Raw genomic sequence first — 18,033 nt, 5'->3', positions numbered from 1 at the left:
GGATGGGAGGCGCCATGGCCCGCCGCACGGACGTCCCAGCTGACAATGCCCCAGGCCCCTTTTTCGTGGACCGCACCTGCATCGACTGCGGCACCTGCTACCAGTTCGCCCCGGAGACCTTCGCGGGCGGTGAGGGTCGTGCGCGGGTGCATGCGCAGCCCGGTGACACCCTGGCGCGCCTGCGGGCCGCCATGGCCCTGGTGGCCTGCCCCGTGGGCTCCATCGGGACCGACGACAGGACCGATGTTCCCGTGGCCACGAAGGCCTTCCCGCATCCCGTGACGGAGGACGTCTATTTCTGCGGCTACACCAGCGAAAAGAGTTTCGGCGCCTGGAGCTACCTGATTCGGCGGCCCGGGGGCAATGTGCTGATGGACTCCCCCCGGGCCTCCGAGCCTCTCATGAAGAACCTGGAGGCCGTGGGCGGAGTCGCAACGATGGTCCTCAGCCACCGGGACGATGTGGCCGACCACGAGGCCTACCACGCCCGGTTCGGGTGCCAGCGGATCATGCACCGGGCTGACGGCTTCACAGGGCTGGAGCGGCTGGTGGAGGGGGACGAGCCCATCCAGCTGGCGGAGGACCTGATCCTCATCCCCACCCCGGGCCACACGGCCGGGAGCGTGTGCCTGCTGCACCGGGACATCCTCTTCACTGGCGATCACCTGTGGTGGAACCCGAACCAGGGGCGTCTCTCCGCCTCCCGCACTTACAACTGGCACAGCTGGCACCAGCAACTTGACAGTCTGGAAAGGCTGCTCGCCTTCGATTTCACCTGGGTGCTGCCGGGCCATGGCAGCCTCCACCACGCAGATTCCCCAGCGGCCATGAAGGCCGACCTGCAGCGGGCCCTGGCTCTCCTCCGACGGTCTTGATCGCCGTCCCGGGCGGGCCGTGGGAAACTAGGGGCCCTCCGCCGGAGTCCCCCATGACCACCGCATCCGAAGCCCCCGTCCTCTCCGCGCCCCGCGGCACCCACCTGCACTGCAAGGGCTGGGTTCAGGAAGCGGCCCTGCGCATGCTCATGAACAACCTGGATCCCGAGGTGGCCGAGCGGCCCGAGGACCTGGTGGTCTACGGCGGCCTGGGCAAGGCGGCCCGGAACTGGGACTGCTTCCACGCCATCGTCAAGGAGCTGAAGCACCTGAACGACGACGAAACGCTGCTGGTGCAGAGCGGCAAGCCCGTGGGCGTGGTGAAGACCCACCCCGACGCGCCCCGCGTGCTCATCGCCAACTCGAACCTGGTGCCGAAGTGGGCCACCTGGGAGCACTTCCGCGAGCTGGATCAGAAAGGCCTGATGATGTACGGCCAGATGACCGCCGGCAGCTGGATCTACATCGGCAGCCAGGGCATCGTGCAAGGCACCTACGAGACCTTCGCCGAAGCCGCCCGCCAGCACTTCAACGGAACACTGGCCGGCACCTGGACCCTCACCGCGGGCCTGGGCGGCATGGGCGGCGCCCAGCCCCTGGCCGTCACCATGAACGGCGGCGTGGCCCTCTGTGTGGAGGTCGACCAGACCCGCATCCAGAAGCGCCTAGACACCCGCTACCTGGACGAGTGGACCGATAACCTGGACACGGCCCTGGCCCTGGTCCAGCAGTACGTGGATGCCCACGAAGCGCGCAGCATCGGCCTTCTGGGCAACGCCGCCGAGGTGCTGCCAGAGATCCTGAAGCGCGGCTTCCAGCCCGACCTCGTCACGGACCAGACCAGCGCCCACGACGAGTACAACGGCTACATCCCCGCGGGACTCAGCCTGGAGCAGGCCGCCGCGATGCGGAAGGACCAGCCCGAGGCCTACGTGCAGCGAGCGCTCTCGTCCATGCGCACCCACGTGGAGGCCATGATCGAGTTCCAGCGCCGCGGCGCCATCACCTTCGACTACGGCAACAACATCCGCGCCCAGGCCCAGCGCGCCGGCTGCGAGAACGCCTTCGCTTTCCCCGGCTTCGTGCCCGCCTTCATCCGGCCGCTCTTCTGCAAGGGCATCGGCCCCTTCCGCTGGGCGGCCCTCTCGGGCGACCCCGAGGACATCGCGGTGACGGACGCCGCCATGATGGAGCTGTTCCCGCAGAACGAGGGCATGATCCGCTGGCTCAAGGCCGCCAAGGAGAAGATCGCCTTCCAGGGCCTGCCCGCCCGCATCTGCTGGATCGGCGCCGGCGAGCGCCACCTGGCGGGCCTGAAGTTCAACGAGCTGGTCCGTACCGGCAAGGTGAAGGCCCCCATCGTCATCGGCCGCGACCACCTGGACAGCGGCAGCGTGGCCAGCCCCAACCGAGAGACCGAGGCCATGAAGGACGGCTCCGATGCCGTCTCTGATTGGCCGCTGTTGAACGCCATGACCGCCGTGGGCGGCGGCGCCTCCTGGGTGAGCTTCCACCATGGCGGCGGCGTGGGCATGGGCTACAGCCAGCACAGCGGCGTGGTCATCGTGGCCGACGGCACCGAGCGCGCCGACCGTTGCATCAGCCGCGTGCTCTGGAACGACCCCGCCATAGGCGTCTTCCGCCACGCCGACGCTGGCTATGAGAGCGCCCGCGAGCACGCCGAGGCCATCGGCCTGCACATTCCGATGAAAGGCTGACCATGTCCCGCCCCTGCCCCTGCACCTCCAAGAAGCCCTATGACCACTGCTGCGGCCCCTTCCATACGGGCGCGGCCGCGCCGGAGACGGCGGAGGCCCTGATGCGCTCGCGCTTCTCCGCCTACGCCCTGGGCAAGGTGGACTACCTGATCGCCACCCGACCCGAGGCCAAGCGGGCCGAAGAGAATCGAGACGAACTGCTGCAGTACTGCAAGTCCGTCAGCTGCGTGGGACTCAAGATCATCAGCAGGGAGAGGGGCGGCAAAGGCGACGACGCGGGCATCGTCACCTTCCACGCCAGCCTCCAGGCCAATGGCCGCCGCACCCTTCACATCGAGACCAGCACCTTCGCCCGGGAGAACGGCCGCTGGGTGTACGTCGACGGGGTCGTGAAGTCCTAGGACCCGTCTTTCAGAAGACAACCAGGGTGCGGGTGCGCAGCTTATGCACCAGCATGCCCAGGGGGATGAAGAAGATCCGAAGCCCGGGGCTGTACCGACGGCGGTCGCCTCGAGAACGCAGGGCGCGCCGCTCGGTCCCGGCTTCGCGATCGTAATTCAAGGGGCTCTGACTGGTCCGTCGATTCATCTTCGGGTCCCCTCCTGGGTAGAAATATAAGGCAAGAGGGCGGATTCCGCCCTAAATCGGTTCCATCCCACCGGATTTGCCGGGGTGTTGGCCAGGTCGGGCTCGAGGAAGGGCGCCGACCCACTCGAGTCGGACTCGAACCGCGCCTGGCTTCGCCGGGTGCCGGTCCCGCTTCGGGTTTGAGAAGGGGCGCCGACCCGCTCGAGCGGGCTTCGAACCGCGCCCGGCTTCGCCGGGTGCCGGCCTTCTGCGGCGCGACATCTAGTCGCGTCTCGAAGTCCACTCGCAGGTTCGAATCCTCATTCATTCCAGAGAAAAGGGCCCCCCGCGTGCGGGGGGCCCTTTTCTCTGGAGCCAACTACAGGATTCGAACCTGCGACCTGCTGATTACGAAAAAGGTGTTCTAAGACTTCCATCTACCTCGGTGGACTCTATTTTATTGAATTTGCTGGTTTCTGATTCGACATATACCGTGGTGGACTTGCCGGAACTTCGACGGGATGTATATTGATAGGACAACGGGGGAACGATGCCCAGAGTGTCCACCAAGCAACTCACAGACACGCGCTGCCAGCGGGCGAAGGTGAAGAAGCACCCGAAAACCGGGGAGCCGGTCATGACCTATGAGTGGGATTCGGCAATCCGGGGCTTTGGCCTGCGCATTACCGCCCTAGGAACAAAAACCTTCTGTCTCAAGTTCGTCGACACCCACGGTAAGCAGGCCTGGATGCCCCTTGGCCCCTACATCCCTGACGTTGTGGATGCTGAAGGTGAGAACCTATCACTCGTTAGCGCCCGGAAGCTGGCCGGGGAATACAGAACCCAGATCGCCAACGGGAAGGATCCACGCATCGAGAAAAAGAAGGCCCTGGATATCCCAACCTTCCGAGATTTCGTCAAGACCCACCTTGAGGCACAGAAAAAGAAGCTCCGCCCGTCCTCCTACAAGGGGACGAAGTTCTACCTCGAAGAGATCGCCGTACCGGAACTGGGAGACTTCCGGATCAATGAGGTTGAACGCTTCCAGGTGTCTGCCCTGGTGGACAAGGTAGCCACGGGCTGGCGTCCGGGCATGAAGAAGGGTGAGAAGCCGCCGAAGCCAACTCCGGCCGCCGCAAACCGATTCCAGGCTGCGATGTCCAAGCTATTCACCGAGGCCGAACGGAAGGGTCTGAGGGCTCAGCACACGAACCCCTGCCAACTTATCGAGAAACAGGTAGAGGCCAAGGGGAAGGAACGCTTCTTGACCCCGAAGGAACTCGAGGCCTTGGGCAAGGTCATGCGGAGGTTTCTGACAGCCAACGCGGCTCAAATGCACCCGGCGAAGACCGTCCCCTATGAGGTCGCAGCGATCAAACTCCTGATGCTGACTGGGGCCCGGCTGAATGAAATTCTTGGCCTGGAGTGGGCACAGGTGGACAAGAGCCGTGGGGTGATCCGGATCGAGAAGCACAAGACCAGCGGGAAGAAGGGCGCAAAGGAATTGCCCTTGAACGCCGCCGTCCTGTCCATCCTTCAAGACCTGGAGGCATTGCCCACCCGTGAACTCAAGGGCCGATACGTCATTCAGGGACACAAGCACGGAGGGCACCTGGTCAATCTCCAGAAGGCCTGGGACCGCATTCGGACAGCCGCTAAGTGCCCAGATGTGCGAATCCACGATCTACGGCACACCTTCGCTTCTGTGGGGGTCACAGAGGGCATGAGCCTGCCCATGGTTGGATCCCTGCTAGGTCATTCCCAGCCGTCCGTCACGAATCGCTATGCCCACCTGGACACGGACCCCCGCCTTCAGGCATCCGAACAGATCAGCGCCAAGATCGCATCGTCGCTGGGCTGAACCCATCACGCACGCATGGCCGCAACCTGCCCCTCCTGGAGTCCACGATGGCAAACCTTAACGACCTACCTGTCCCAATGGATATATACGAGGCTGCTTCTATCGGGCGGAGGCTTGCGTATTCATATGTGAAACTGGCACGCAGGGAACACCCCGAACTCCCACGCGTGCCTGAACGCGCATTGAACGACTTCAAATGCATGTGTGAGGATGTGGCCATGGGTATTTACTGCGACTGTGCACCATGGACACTCGATGAGTTTGGAGCGCGACTCGCTTCAAAACAGGTGAACACTTAGGCTCAAGACAGGCGCGGCTTGAGCTTCTCGAGGAGAACGCATGGATGAGGACGAAATCATTCAAAACTTGGAAGATCTACTCAAGGACGCTGAGGCTGATCGAGACCGATTCCGCGATGCCTTGGTGAGGCTTGAGAAGATCATTGACGATGCTCCAGACCACGCTGTTCGATACGAGGCCCGGAAAGTAATAGAAGCATCGCTGAATGCTTGATGACCCAAGGCGCGGCTGGGATAGCTCCCGAACGCTGGTCCCACACCAGCCGCCGCGCCTCCTTTGTGGGGCATCGGTGGGGGTGCATGTGACAAAGAAGCAGCTTAAGTTAAGGTCCAAATACTGCTCTGATACGGATGCCGCGCTGTATAGGAAGGCGGTCGATATCCTGGGTGGGTCCGATGACGCCATTGAAAAGTTGAACCTCCTAATGCAGGGTCATGCCGCTCTGATTTTTATTGATCACAGAGCAGGAAGCCACAAAGAAGCCTCGGATCAGCTAAGCGCACTTGCAATCGCCGCTGACAACATGATCGTTGCCTTGAAGAATTTGCGTGGTGCAGGCTGGCAAGCCCTCTCCGAAGCGAATCCTGAGTTAATGAGCCACTATGAAAGCAACCGCGAGGAACTGACAGCTCTTGCCAGCCTGTGCCGGGAAAAATCTAGGGGCTTTGCTACGAAAGCATCTAGCGGTGTCCATACCGCGGCGAGATCGTTTCAAGATTTTCAGAAAAGCCCTGCGTATGAGCTGGCTCAAGGTTGCGCTACGTTCATAGAATTTTTTCATGGCGACTTAGACAAGACAAAGGAACTTACTCGGATTGTTGAGGAAATAGTTACAGGGGTTAAGCCGAAGCCGAGGTGGGCAGAGCGCGAATGCCGTGAGGCAAAACGATTCGCACAGACCCTCTCCAAGGTTGCCCAATCCTCTGTGTGAGGCTGTGGAGCGAACCTGTGTGTGCAGGGGAAACCCGGCGAGGTCACAGGGGCTCGGATAGTCCGGAGAATACCGGACACACCCAACCCGAACCTGTGATTGCGCCAATCCCGCGCACACAGGAGCCCATCATGGCAAACCCCACGACAGAAACCCCTCGGGCCGCTTGGTCCGTCAAAGAAGTGTGTGAACGCTTCAACATCAGCAAGGGACAGGTATTCATCCTGCTGAAGACGAACCAAATCCGAAGAATCAAGATGGGCCGAAGGACTCTGATTCCCGTCGAATCTGCTGAGGCTTGGTGGGCCAGCCTCCAGAAGGCGAGCTGAGGCGAGCGCATGTGGACTGATCAGATCGTCCCGTCGCCTGAAACCCAAGGCCCATACGAATCCACGGAATCAGGGTTTTCCTCGGTAAACAACCCGTGTCCGGGGCCGCAGGACATTGACTTCTTGGCCGCTGAATCTGAGGCCCTCCGGAGGACCATCGAGACCCCGCCCGAAGATGGCGCGCCCTGCCCTGGCGGCTTCGGGAGCGGCGTATGAGTGCCTTTCGCTGGATCCCGCGCAAGAAAACCCGACCCTTCACAATCCATGCGGACGTGTTGAAGGTTCTACAGACCAAGGCCGCCCTACCCTCCATGCCACGGATGGATGAGAAGATCGCCCGCCACATCAAATCGGACACCACGCCCAATGAGGCTTGTTACGTCTTCGGCGCTGCTGTAGCCAGGGGAAGAGTCAAAGCGAACCCCCAGGCAGTCGATATTCAGGACCCAGAATCATCGGCCTTCCGAATTGTTGAGCTGGCCTGTTCCTTGGGGGCCTACCGCTTGGCTCTCAGGGGTGAGCTTCTGACGGATGAATCGGTGTATGCCGAGGCACGGAAGGTCATGCCAGAGATTCAGGCCAAGGTGGGGGGGGCTTCCTGATGGCCCGCGTCTGGTCGATGAGATTCAACTCAGATGGATTCAACCACGCATACGCAGGGCTGGACACGGATGAGGAGAAGGCCCAATTCGTGACTGGGTTCTACCGGGGAACCAACGGAGTCCCACTCAAGGAGGGTCAGCCTTCGCCAATGCTTACCGGCCATGCCTTCGGTCTGAAGATGCGAGAGGATGCGGAGTCTTCCCTGGCCCAGGCTGCCATTAATGGCGCTAAGAGGGGGAAAGGGAAAGGCACCCAGGAGGATACCTCTAGGGTGCCTGGAGGGAGGCTGAAGGGTGCCTCGGGTGAGGCTGAAGGTTTCCAGGAGGGTCCTGGTTTAAGGATTAAGGTTCAAGGATTCCCTGACCAGGAAAAGCTTGTACCTAGGTTGGAACCAGTACCCACCCCACCTCCCCAAAGCTCAAACCTCAGTGAAGCCTGTGATCAGTGCCAGGCCGCTTGGAACCAAACCTTGGCTCCTCTTGGATTTGGTGAGTGCCTGAAGCTGGCGGACTCCTCCGACAGATCGAAGGAAATCCAAAAACGTCTGAAGACTGATCCGGATTTTGTGGCGACGTTCAAAAAGGCCGTGGCACAGATCGCAAGCGATCCCTACTGGAAGGGGAAAGGTAGTTACATCTCGATTGACTACCTCTTGCGACCCAACAAGGCACAGGAGTACGCCGAGAAACCTATGGCCGAAAAAGCTGGCCAAGGGCCATCGCATAGGGCCGGAGTTGACGGCGATTGGGACTTCCCAGAGCAGGTGATCAATGCCTGACACTTGTCGAATTCCCGAGCATGAGGGCATGACCTTAGGCGGCCGATGCAGGGCCTGTGAGCGAGAAGCCGCCCGCAAAGCAGTTATCGCCCGTTTCCGCGAGACATGTCCCAAACGAATCCTGGACCTCTTGTGGGACAATGGGCGGGGCCTGATGCGCCATGAAAGCAGGGCTGAATCCGCGAAAATCCCTGAACCCATCCTTCGTGCGATTCCCGAGTGGGCCCGAAAGGGACGCCTGCACCCTGGTTTTGGGATTGGTGGGGGGGTTGGGGTCGGGAAGACCCAGGCCGTCGCCTCTATCGTGAAGGATGCACTCGCTGGGTATGCAGAACGGGAGATCATCCCCGCCCTCAAAGATGAGTTAGACCTCTATCAGGACCTATTCCCATCGGTTCGTTGGTCTAGCTGGCCTGATGAGGCCCACTGGCTGAGGTCCCACGCGATCAATGGGGCAGAGGAGCGCGTGGAAGCCCTCGCCAATGCTTCCTTGCTGATCCTGGATGACCTGGGCCGGGAGCGAATCAAGGGGGATTACTCGCAGGACTGGGGCGCTTCCCAGCTCGACTACATCGTCAACATGCGATACCGGGAGGAGCGCCCCATCATCTGGACGACCAACGTCCGACAGACAGACCTGGTGAGGCTCTACGGAGCCGCCCTGGTTCGCCGCCTGGTAGAACCAAACCCGATGGTCTGGGTGGAGGGCCTTAAGCCCTTCAACATCCCCGGTAGGTCCGCATGAGGCGCGAGGCATCCACCCCATTCCGGACCGGCCGCACGACTGGCAATCAGTCAATCCACCCATCCAAACCCAACCCCTATGCGACCATTTGCAGGCATCTGAGGCCACGTTCTACAACCCACCAACTCATGGCCCGGCTCTACTTCATCGCGTGTGAGTGCCGCGCTAGTGCCCTATGGTGTAGGCTGTGGCCGGCACAGGTAGACGAAGGAAGTCGCGGCTCTGGCCTGAAACGGCAACCCGAGATGCGGGGTAATCCCGCCCTGTGCCGCCTCTCCACCTGTTTTCCACGGGTGGGCAGAGGTGTTGCATGATCGCCAAACCGCAAGCCCTTCGTGAAGCCCTAGAACGGTTTCTCAGGTCCGTCCTGCCTGATGAGAGAATCGCGCCTTCAGTGGCAGCCGCCGAACTCCAGCATCTGGCCCGGGAATTCGGTGGGCAGACCATCCCTCGCATTCAGGTCCTAGACGCGCTGGAAGATGAAGCTCAGGCCGACAGGTTGCTACCACTCGGTGCAAAGGTCGCCGTGGAGCGGCTGGGGGTTCACCGGTCCACGATCTATCGTCGAGCCCATCGCCACCGAACCCGCAAGGCCGCCTGAGATAGTCGCGCCGATTCACCGCGTCTGCGACACCTGCGCCCTAGGTTGTGCGTATAGGAGGTCATTCACTCATGAAGACCGCAGCTCAAATTGCCAGTCTCGCTGATCAGCTCAAGCAAGTGTCCGACCGGCTCGTAAACCAGGAATTCGTGCAGAACGAGGCCATCACCAAGGTCAAGGAAAACACCCGTCTGAGCGATGTTGGGAAAAAGGAAGCACTCGCCAAAGTCTCTGGCCTCGAAGTTTTGACCACGCTCAATGCCCAGGTTCAGATCCTCAAGGCCGATCTTGACGCCGCTCAGAAGGATTGGGACAACCTCGGCCAGGTGCTCCGAGCTGCCGCCCTGCCCATGGGTGTGACCCCTGAATCCGCCGCCACTTTCTCACTTCTGCGGGACGAGGCTTCCGCCCTGGAATCCGACCCCAACGCCTTCCAGATCGCCCTTGAAGATGCCGCCCTCACGAAGGACTGGGCTCGCCTTTACGCGATGGTCCTGGGCCGCATGGACGAAAACGGGATGCCGCTGGATTCCTGGCGTGGCGTGATCCGTGGCATTCGCCTGGACTGCTGCGACCTCCCCGGCCAGCTGACCGTCATGGATGCCCTGTATCGCGGCAAGGCCGCTTATCTTGCCGCAACCGCCGCCTGGCAGCACGCTACGGCCCAGAGCAACACGACAACTGTCTGCATCGCCTCCAACCTTGCATCCAATTATGCAAAGGCCAAATATGACCGCGAGGCCCGGACCCTTCTGACGCCATCCGAGGCTTTGCAGCGGGCCGAAGACGAACGATCCAACCCGAAGGACCGCTACGAGCGCCTGCCCGATGAGGGCGGTCTCTTTGCAATCTTTGATCGGGCCAATGGGGTGACTCGTTTTGTGGACCAGAAGACAGGCCCCGCCTATCTGGCGAAGCTGAATGCCTTGACGCACATTCCCACACCCGCAGATGGACTACCCCAGGCGGCACCCGTCACCGCTGATGATGGCGTCGTCCCTGGTGGGAACTGATGCGATACGTCCGCAATGACCGAACCGCCGCGCTGATCCTTGCTGGATTCGCGATGGCGGTTTGGGCCTTAGCGGTCCTGCCCCTGATCCGATGACCATGCCCCAAACCCATGCCTACAGTGCCCCGCTAGAAGCCCGGAAACCGGCCTCTGGCGTGGCCTTCGTCGTGAGGGGGTAGGGTGGCAGCCGTTCGCCGGTTTAAGACGCTTGAAGACACCCGGAAGGCTCTGGCGGCATTCCTTCGGGCTATCGAAAAGGGAACGCTGGATAAGGACAAGGGCCGCGTCCTGATCTATGGCTGCAACACCATGGCCTCGCTGATTCGAGACAGTGAGATCGAGGCCCGCCTAGAAGCCCTGGAAAACGGAACGAAAGGTGACGAATGAGCCGAACCCTGCAAACCCGTCTCCGAAAGCTGGAACGGAAACACAAGCCCGTTCCCGAGCTGAAATGCTTCTGGAAGCAACCCGGCGAAACCTGGGAACAGCTTCGGGAACGTGCCCGAGCTTGGCAGGCAGAGAAGCCTGAAACGCGCTGGCCCACTCCGCAGCTCATCGGGTGCAGGGATGAAGCAGAACGCGACCTGACCATGCCCAGGCGGTCCTATGAGTAATCGCGCCCTGGCCCGGCGAATCCTTCGCCTTGAGGCCACGCGGAAGCCTAAGCCCACCCTATCGGCCATGGATGAAGCCTGGATCCGTGAAAACTGCGATGAGGCCCCTTTCCTGGTGAGCGTGATGAAGTCTGCCCTCAGTGGTGAGTTTGCAAAGGGGCGATTCGGTTTCTCTGGGGGGGTGCAGGCATGAGCCGAGCACTCCACCGCCGCGTCACACGCCTAGAGCGCCGCACATCGCAACACGACCCGAAGAGCTACCTCAATCGGCTGTTCTTTGAGCCTGCCTTCTTCCGTCAGGAAATTGAGAAACACCCGCCCAAGCCCGGGACACGGGCCGCCGCCGATGTTGCGGAAATCCTGGCCTTCATGGGTGAAGAGAAGGCCCGCTTTCCCTTCGGAGAGAACCTTCTATGAGTCGCGCACTGGTTCGTCGCCTTGTGAGGCTGGAAACCCGGAACGCCCCACAATATGCGTCCCGTGTCGTGGTGATCCCCTGGCGAGAATGGCCGGAAACCCCGGAAGCCTGGGAGGCCGCCCGCCGTGCCCACCCAGGCCCGCGCCTCTTCATCCCGTCACAGATGACCTTTGAAGAGTGGGAAGCCAACGTGCCCACTATGCAGGCCTGGTCATGAGCCGCCGCATGAGAGAACGCCTGGAAGCCCTGGAGAGAGGCACAGAAGCGAAGACCGGCGTTTCGGTTTGGTGGGATCCGAGCGAACCCAAACCCGAAGACTGGGACCGGGCAGAGATTCAGGTCCGAATTACAGATCATGGAGCGTGATCGATGAGACAGGCCCTAATGGCGCGCCTTGCCCGCCTGGAAGAGAAACACACCTCAAAGCTGATCAAGCCCTGGATTGTGCTAATGCCAGGACAGGAGCCGCCTGCTGTGTGGGAGGCCACCCATGGCGGCATCGTTCGAGTGGTCGTTTTCGACGGACGGAAGCGACCGCACGATCAGAAGTCAGACGTTTAATTTCAATAACAACTTTATTTCCATCAATTACAAGTCACCCTTTTTTTGAATCCACATTGGCAATACATCCAGTCGGGAACGCCCATGGAAATCGCTTCACTCGCTCTGAAAGTTGACCATTCAGACGTTGGCAAGGGCACTGCGGAACTCGGGAAGCTGAGTGAGGCCGCAGGCAAGTCGGAAGGTTCTACTTCGAACCTCCACAGCGCGGTCCGCTCCATGACGGGTGGGATGATCGGGGCCTCGGCGGTCATCGGGACCACCACGGCAATGCTCCTCGACATGTATCGGCACACGGATCTCATGCGGGAAAAGGCTCAGGACATGGCCCACGCCATGACTTCCGCAGGCGTAACGGCGCAGACGCTAGGAGAGCGGTTGCGCGGGGAAATGACCATCATGCAGGACCTGGAAGCCGCCCAGGGTAAGGGTATCCATGCATTGGACCGGATGGACGTCATCAAGGCCAGGCTCTACGCCCTGGGCCCCGATTACCGGAAGATGATCGATGACGAGGTGATGGGTTACTCCGACCTTCTGAAGGTCATCGAAAAGGTCAACATCGCCACCATGAAGCGGATCGAGCTTCAAATCCGCGACCAGGAAAAGCAAGTTACCAAGGCCATGAAACCTGGATGGGTGGCGGGTCTTGGTGCGATGCTGAATATTGGCGGATCAACAGGCTTGGGTGGTTACCTGTGGTCCCGTGGGCTAGACGCTGACCTCCAGAAGCTGGACGAGGAAAACAAGAAGCTAGACAAGCTCTTTGAAGACCGCGCCAAGCTGATGGACAAGTCCGAATTCAAGGCTAAGAAGGGTGATGGTTCAGCTGGGATCTGGACGGATCGCCGCCCTTACCGAGACATGATCGAAGACCTTCAGGGCCTGAAGATCCTCCACGAAAAGACTGTCCCAGACTTCCAGATCGCTACCACGGCGGCCCAGGACTTTGAACGGACTCTAAAAGCACTCCATCAGGCGATGGCAGAGTTTGACCAGGTGCAGAGCTGGGCCGATCCCCTCGAATATGGGTTGCGGTCGCTTAATTCCGACAGGAACAAGCTCGATGCAAACCGAGGCCTCTTGGGTGAGGGTGGCTATCTGAAGGGGCTTGAGAAGCTCCGCCAAGAGGAACTCCGCCTCCGCGCAGAATCCGGCGATACCTGGGCGATCATTGGCTACACAGTGACGCAGAACTCGGGCATGGCGTCCAATGCCATTGCGGGCTGGATGGACAACCTGGACGGCCTGGGGCGGTCCTGGAAGACGTTGGGTGACACGGTTCGCAACGTGATTGCGGACATGCTGCGGCAGATGGAGCGGGCGATCCTCGAGCAACAGGTTATGAACCAGGCGATGGGTTGGCTTGGCGGTCTATTCACCCCTGAGGCCTCGGTTACCACTGCGATCACGGGCTACATTGATCCTGGGGGATATGATCCAATCCAACCCAGGGCCTCGGGTGGATCTGTATACAGCGGGTCGTCCTACCTAGTCGGGGAGCAGGGGCCGGAGATATTCACCCCAGGGCAGACCGGATACATCACGCCCAACCGTGCGATTGGTGGCCAGGTAAACAACGTCGCCATCAGCGTCAAGGTCGATACCAAGGGCTCCAACGTCTCTGCCGAAGAGGGCGGACAGTCTGCCGTAAAGCTTGGCCAGATGATGCGCGGCGTAGTGAACCAGTGGGCTACTGAACAGTCCCGCTCTGGCGGCCTGCTGGCGAGGGCGTGATCGTGGGATTCAAAGGGGACGTTGATCGGTTCGTGCTGAAGGCCAAGTTCCGCTCTGACCTTCTTGTGCGAAAGGTGGTCCTGGACGTGACCTCGGAACTGGTGAAGTTGAGCCCGGTGGACACGGGCATGTTCAGGGCAAATTGGTTTGTTGGGGCGAGCCTCCCCACGGACACGAGCCAAATTCCCGATAAGACCGGAGCATCCTCCATCGCCCGCGCCGCTAGCATGGCCGCCATGCTCAAGGCCGGTGGAACAACCTGGATCGTGAACAACCTGGCCTATGCCATTCCGTTGGAGTACGGCCACTCCAAGCAGGCCCCCGCAGGCATGGTCCGAATCACAGTCACTCGCTGGCAACCCATCGTTGATCAAGCGGCTAGAGACCTGAATGATTGAGCCCTATTCTTAACCCGGAGGTTTCCATGTCTGACGGTATCGGTTTCGTGACCTTCATCGCCGCCGCATTGACCATCGCCTGGGCCATTGCGCTGCTGGTCGCCATCTGGAAGGTCCGGGAGGCCCTTGTGGACGAGGACTTCCCTGTGGTGGATATGGAGGCCAATGGAGTGAACTACCGCGTCCAGGTAAGCCGGGTTCGTGGCCGATTCGGGGCCATCTATCAGCGCAAAGACGGTCAGCCTGTGACTGTGGAGCCGAAGTTCAAGGATCGCGGGGCCGTGATGGTCCATATCCGGAGCGCCGTCACTTCCGCCTAGCTGCCCGCAGAACGCAGCATCCATGGAAGGCTTGAACCCGCATAGGGTGGGATGAGTTTTCCACCAGGTAATCCACCCTCCGTGCGGATTCCGTGCATCATGCTCTGATGTGCGGCCGCTACACCTTCACATTCAGCGCAGGATCCCTGGCTGAGGCTTTCGGCATGGTCCCGCCGGGATTCGACATCAAGAAGGGTTACAACATCGCTCCAGGGCAATACATCGTCATCGTTCGACCGGAGAAGGGACAGCGCGTGGCAGATGTGGCTTTCTGGGGCTTGATCCCCGGCTGGGTCAAGGATCCTAACGAATTCTCGAAGCCCATCAATGCCCGCGCCGAGACGCTGGAGGAGAAGCCCACCTTCCGGGCGGCCTTCAAGCGAAAGCGGGTCATCATTCCGGCATCAGGTTTCTTTGAGTGGAAAGCCGAGGGCAAGGCGAAACAGCCCTTCTACATTCACCCCACAGATGGGGACCTCTTCGCCTTCGCTGGCCTGATGGAGGACTGGCAGGGCCCCCACGGCGAGGTCATGGTCAGTGCATGCATCATCACCACGGAGCCGAATGAGTTGATGGCAGGCATACACAACCGAATGCCCGCCATCCTGCCCCGTGAGGCTTGGCCCCTATGGTTGGACCCCGCCGCTCAAACGCGGGAGGTCAAACCCCTCTTGGTGCCCTACCCAGCCGAGCGCATGGCCGTGCATCCCGTCAGTTCCGCCGTGGGCAACGTAAGGAACGATTCGCCGGAGCTGATCCTGCCCATCAAGGGGTAAAATCTCCTACCCCTTCCAGGGATCGCAGGCCGAGGTGCCCCGTGATTCCCTTCCAGACTCCAGAGTTCAACCCGGCTGATGCCGACCTCATCAATTGTGTGTGCGCTGCACCACAGCTAAACATCGGTTTCCAGATCGGCGGCTCAGTTCACCACCTCAACAGGGAACGATGGATGATTCTGGGCACTCAGGGGCTGCTGCCGGGTCAGGTCCTCCTGGCCTATCCCCTGCCAGAAGCCGAATGGGGGGAGGACCACCTCCGGGCCATGAGCCGATTCCAAGATGTATGGCGCGAGGAGGCGGACCGCCTGGGGTTGGTCAAGGCCTACCGGGAGCGCCTAGAGGAGTCACGGCGGATTCAACCAGCTTCCGCACTGGCTCTGGATCTTCGGGCCAAGAAACCTCGAAAACGACCCATCCCTCGTCCTCACGAGCTGCCAGGCGCTTGCGCCTTGCCTGGGCTAGAAGAGTGGACCGGGCCTGGTCGGATGGGATGAACTGAAGGATTCGCATGCGGCGAGTCTAGGGCTAGGCGGGGGCCGATCCAACTTGAGAGCGCACAGGATGTATATCAAGCAAAGCAAAGGCCCCAGTGAAGGGGCCTAAGTGTGGAGCCAACTACAGGATTCGAACCTGCGACCTGCTGATTACGAATCAGCTGCTCTACCAGCTGAGCTAAGTTGGCGCTGGCCTCCCAGTTTGCCCTGGGAGGCCGTTTGAATCAACTCCTGGGCTGCTGGGCGAAGCTGGAGGGCAGCTTCATGTGGAGGTTCTTGACGAGGAAGGCCCACAGGTCGGCGCGCTCGGTGATGAGCTTGGCGGTGGGCTTGCCGGCGCCGTGGCCCGCGTTGGTCTCGATGCGGGTGAGGACGGGGGCGGGGCCGGCCTGGTCAGCCTGGAGGGTGGCGATGAACTTGTGGCTGTGGGCGGGCACCACACGGTCATCGTGGTCGCCGGTGGTCACCAGCGTCGGAGGGTACTTCACGCCGGGCTTCAGGTTGTGGAGGGGCGAGTACTTGATCAGGTTCGCGAACCCTTCCGGCGTGTCGCTGGACATGTAGTCGCTCTTCCACATCCACCCGATGGTGAAGGTGTGGTACCGCAGCATGTCCATGACGCCCACCGCGGGCAGCGCCGCGCCGAAGAGGTCCGGGCGCTGGGTCATGCAGGCGCCCACCAGCAGGCCGCCGTTGGAGCCGCCCTGGATGGCGAGCCGGGGGGTGCTGGTGTACTTCTCCTGGATGAGCCACTCGGCGGCGGCGATGAAGTCGTCGAAGACGTTCTGCTTCTTCTCCCGCTTGCCGGCCTCCCACCACTCCTTGCCGTACTCGCTGCCACCCCGCAGGCAGGCCACGGCATAGACGCCGCCCATCTCCATCCAGACCTGGGAAATGGGCGAGTAGCCGGGGGACTGGGCGATGTTGAAGCCGCCGTAGGCGTAGAGGAGCGTGGGGTTCGTGCCATCCAGCTTCAGGCCCTTCTTGTAGGCCAGGAACATGGGCACCTTCGTGCCGTCCTTGCTGGGATAGAAGATTTCCTTCACCTCGTACTCGGTGGGCTTGATGTCCACCTTGGGCTGCCGGAACACGGAGCTCTTGCCGCTCTTCAGGTCGTAGCGGTAGAGGGTGGGCGGCTGGTTGTAGGAGGTGAAGGTGTAGAAGGTCTCGGTGTCCTGGCGGCGGCCATTGAAGCCACTGAGGTTGCCCAGTCCCTCGGGCTTGATCTCCTTGAGGAAGCGTCCCTTCAGGTCATAGAGCTTCACGACGTTGAGGGCATCCACCTTCCAGGTGATGGCCAGGGTGTCGCCAAACAGATCGGCTCCCGCCAGGACGTCCCGCCCCTTCCCTTCGGGGACGATGTCCCTCCAGGCCTTCGGGCTCGGATCCTTCAGTTCCACGGCTACGATCCGGTGACGCGGCGCGCTGGCGTCGGTGTGCACGTAGAAGGTGTCGCCGTCATTGCCGAGGATGGCATAGGATCCGTCGTACTTATCGAAGAGGGGTGCCACGGGACTGCCTGGCTTCCGGAGATCCTTCAGGAAGATCCGGTTCTTCCGCTCGGTGCCCTGGCGCTGGGCGATGACCAGCCAGTGGCCGTCGTCGGTGACCTGCGCGCCGAAGCCCCAATCCGGCTGATCGGGACGCTCATAGACCACCGCGTCCTTCTCGACGGGATCGCCCAGCTTGTGGAAGAACAGCTTCTGGTTCTTGTAGACGGCGGTCAGGGCCTTGCCGGCCGCCACCTTGGGATAGTCGGTGTAGTAGAACCCGCTGCCATCCTTCGCCCAGTCGTTGACGGCCATCCGCCCGGCCGGGAAGGCATCGGGAAGATCCACGCCCGTGGCCACGTTGCGGACCTTCCAGGTGCTCACGTCGGAGCCGCCCTTGGACAGGCTGTAGGCCACGAAGGCCCCGTCCTCGCTGAAACGCAGGCCACCCAGGGCCACGGTGCCGTCCTGGCTCAGGGCGTTGGGGTCGAAGAGCACGCGCCCCTTTTCCTCCAGACGCTCCATGAGGTAGACCACCGCCTGGTTCTGGAGGCCGGAGTTGTAGGAATAGACGTAGTACTTCCCGTGCTTGCTGGGCGCGCCGTACTTCTCGTAGTTCCAGAGGCGAGTCATCCGGGCCTCGATGGCCTTCCGCTCGGGGATCTGCGCCAGGTAGGCCCGGGTCACCTTGTTCTCGGCCTCCACCCACGCCTTGGTCTCGGCGGAGTGGTCATCCTCCAGCCAGCGGTAGGGGTCAGCCACCTTGGTGCCGAAGTAGTCGTCCACCACGTCCGCCTTGCGGGTGGCTGGATAGGACAGCGGCGTCTGGGCCATGAGGGCGGTCGCCGCCAAGGCCAGCGCGCACGCGCGGGATCGGATGCAGGTCATCTGGGAACCTCCGG

General features: G+C 61.4%; 20 protein-coding genes and 1 tRNA gene. 18 read left to right on the top strand and 3 right to left on the bottom strand.

The window, feature by feature from the left end; translation table 11 throughout:
• The first annotated feature begins 14 nt into the window (after window positions 1-14).
• From MLE42_RS01200 to MLE42_RS01190, 3 genes are read left to right on the top strand one after another with little or no spacing between them, the layout of a single operon-like run.
• Window positions 15-875: an MBL fold metallo-hydrolase gene (locus MLE42_RS01200; RefSeq protein ID WP_243286050.1), complete on the top strand. Its 861-nt coding sequence runs from the start codon at window positions 15-17 to the stop codon at window positions 873-875.
• 53 nt (window positions 876-928) lie between these two features.
• On the top strand, window positions 929-2,593 hold the full coding sequence (gene hutU, locus MLE42_RS01195) for a urocanate hydratase (protein ID WP_243286049.1): 1,665 nt from the start codon (window positions 929-931) through the stop codon (window positions 2,591-2,593).
• Between the two features lie 2 nt (window positions 2,594-2,595).
• Window positions 2,596-2,994 carry a YchJ family protein gene (locus MLE42_RS01190; RefSeq protein WP_243286048.1) on the top strand — a complete coding sequence of 133 codons (399 nt, stop codon included), beginning with the start codon at window positions 2,596-2,598 and terminating at the stop codon, window positions 2,992-2,994.
• 10 nt (window positions 2,995-3,004) lie between these two features.
• Here the strand turns inward: MLE42_RS01190 and MLE42_RS01185 are convergent, their stop codons facing one another.
• Complete coding sequence (locus MLE42_RS01185) at window positions 3,005-3,181, bottom strand: hypothetical protein (protein ID WP_243286047.1); 177 nt, start codon at window positions 3,179-3,181, stop codon at window positions 3,005-3,007.
• 529 nt (window positions 3,182-3,710) lie between these two features.
• Here MLE42_RS01185 and MLE42_RS01180 point away from each other — a divergent pair.
• The 15 genes from MLE42_RS01180 (at window position 3,711) to MLE42_RS01115 (ending at window position 15,144) form a co-directional block, all read left to right on the top strand.
• Window positions 3,711-5,021 carry a site-specific integrase gene (locus tag MLE42_RS01180; RefSeq protein ID WP_243286046.1) on the top strand — a complete coding sequence of 437 codons (1,311 nt, stop codon included), beginning with the start codon at window positions 3,711-3,713 and terminating at the stop codon, window positions 5,019-5,021.
• A gap of 339 nt (window positions 5,022-5,360) precedes the next feature.
• Entirely contained in the window at window positions 5,361-5,534 is a 174-nt protein-coding gene (locus MLE42_RS01175; protein WP_243286045.1) for a hypothetical protein, read from the top strand.
• Window positions 5,535-5,622: 88 nt separating this feature from the next.
• Window positions 5,623-6,252, top strand: coding sequence for a hypothetical protein (locus tag MLE42_RS01170; protein ID WP_243286044.1), 630 nt, complete (start codon window positions 5,623-5,625; stop codon window positions 6,250-6,252).
• A gap of 131 nt (window positions 6,253-6,383) precedes the next feature.
• The gene (locus tag MLE42_RS16315) at window positions 6,384-6,581 is read left to right on the top strand and encodes an excisionase family DNA-binding protein (protein WP_420843053.1); all 198 of its coding nucleotides are present in this window, start codon (window positions 6,384-6,386) and stop codon (window positions 6,579-6,581) included.
• A gap of 212 nt (window positions 6,582-6,793) precedes the next feature.
• Window positions 6,794-7,183 (top strand): hypothetical protein, encoded by a 390-nt coding sequence (locus MLE42_RS01165; protein ID WP_243286043.1) that lies wholly within the window; start codon window positions 6,794-6,796, stop codon window positions 7,181-7,183.
• Window positions 7,183-7,962 (top strand): hypothetical protein, encoded by a 780-nt coding sequence (locus tag MLE42_RS01160; protein WP_243286042.1) that lies wholly within the window; start codon window positions 7,183-7,185, stop codon window positions 7,960-7,962. Before MLE42_RS01165 ends, MLE42_RS01160 begins: the two co-directional genes overlap by 1 nt.
• Window positions 7,963-8,428: 466 nt before the next feature.
• A complete protein-coding gene (locus MLE42_RS01155) occupies window positions 8,429-8,707 on the top strand; it encodes a P-loop NTPase family protein (RefSeq protein ID WP_243286041.1) in 279 nt (92 codons plus the stop codon).
• A 310-nt stretch (window positions 8,708-9,017) separates the two neighbouring features.
• Complete coding sequence (locus MLE42_RS01150; protein WP_243286040.1) at window positions 9,018-9,308, top strand: hypothetical protein; 291 nt, start codon at window positions 9,018-9,020, stop codon at window positions 9,306-9,308.
• Window positions 9,309-9,379: 71 nt separating this feature from the next.
• Entirely contained in the window at window positions 9,380-10,321 is a 942-nt protein-coding gene (locus tag MLE42_RS01145) for a hypothetical protein (protein ID WP_243286039.1), read from the top strand.
• A gap of 179 nt (window positions 10,322-10,500) precedes the next feature.
• Window positions 10,501-10,707, top strand: a complete 207-nt coding sequence (locus MLE42_RS01140; RefSeq protein ID WP_243286038.1) for a hypothetical protein — start codon at window positions 10,501-10,503, stop codon at window positions 10,705-10,707.
• A 416-nt stretch (window positions 10,708-11,123) separates the two neighbouring features.
• Window positions 11,124-11,351, top strand: coding sequence for a hypothetical protein (locus MLE42_RS01135; protein WP_243286037.1), 228 nt, complete (start codon window positions 11,124-11,126; stop codon window positions 11,349-11,351).
• Between the two features lie 646 nt (window positions 11,352-11,997).
• Entirely contained in the window at window positions 11,998-13,650 is a 1,653-nt protein-coding gene (locus tag MLE42_RS01130; RefSeq protein ID WP_243286036.1) for a hypothetical protein, read from the top strand.
• Window positions 13,651-13,682: 32 nt separating this feature from the next.
• Window positions 13,683-14,048: a hypothetical protein gene (locus MLE42_RS01125; protein ID WP_243286035.1), complete on the top strand. Its 366-nt coding sequence runs from the start codon at window positions 13,683-13,685 to the stop codon at window positions 14,046-14,048.
• Window positions 14,049-14,074: 26 nt separating this feature from the next.
• Complete coding sequence (locus MLE42_RS01120) at window positions 14,075-14,368, top strand: hypothetical protein (RefSeq protein ID WP_243286034.1); 294 nt, start codon at window positions 14,075-14,077, stop codon at window positions 14,366-14,368.
• Window positions 14,369-14,475: 107 nt separating this feature from the next.
• The gene (locus tag MLE42_RS01115; protein WP_243286033.1) at window positions 14,476-15,144 is read left to right on the top strand and encodes an SOS response-associated peptidase; all 669 of its coding nucleotides are present in this window, start codon (window positions 14,476-14,478) and stop codon (window positions 15,142-15,144) included.
• Window positions 15,145-15,753: 609 nt separating this feature from the next.
• Here MLE42_RS01115 and MLE42_RS01110 read toward each other — a convergent pair.
• Both MLE42_RS01110 and MLE42_RS01105 read right to left on the bottom strand, forming a co-directional pair.
• Window positions 15,754-15,829: transfer RNA gene (locus MLE42_RS01110), tRNA-Thr, on the bottom strand.
• A gap of 36 nt (window positions 15,830-15,865) precedes the next feature.
• Window positions 15,866-18,019 carry a prolyl oligopeptidase family serine peptidase gene (locus MLE42_RS01105; RefSeq protein ID WP_243286032.1) on the bottom strand — a complete coding sequence of 718 codons (2,154 nt, stop codon included), beginning with the start codon at window positions 18,017-18,019 and terminating at the stop codon, window positions 15,866-15,868.
• Window positions 18,020-18,033: the final 14 nt, after the last annotated feature.

Source organism: Geothrix terrae, assembly GCF_022808775.1.
GTDB lineage: Bacteria > Acidobacteriota > Holophagae > Holophagales > Holophagaceae > Geothrix > Geothrix terrae.
Note: the sequence above shows the minus strand (reverse complement) of the source record. Positions and strands in the feature narration are given on the sequence as shown.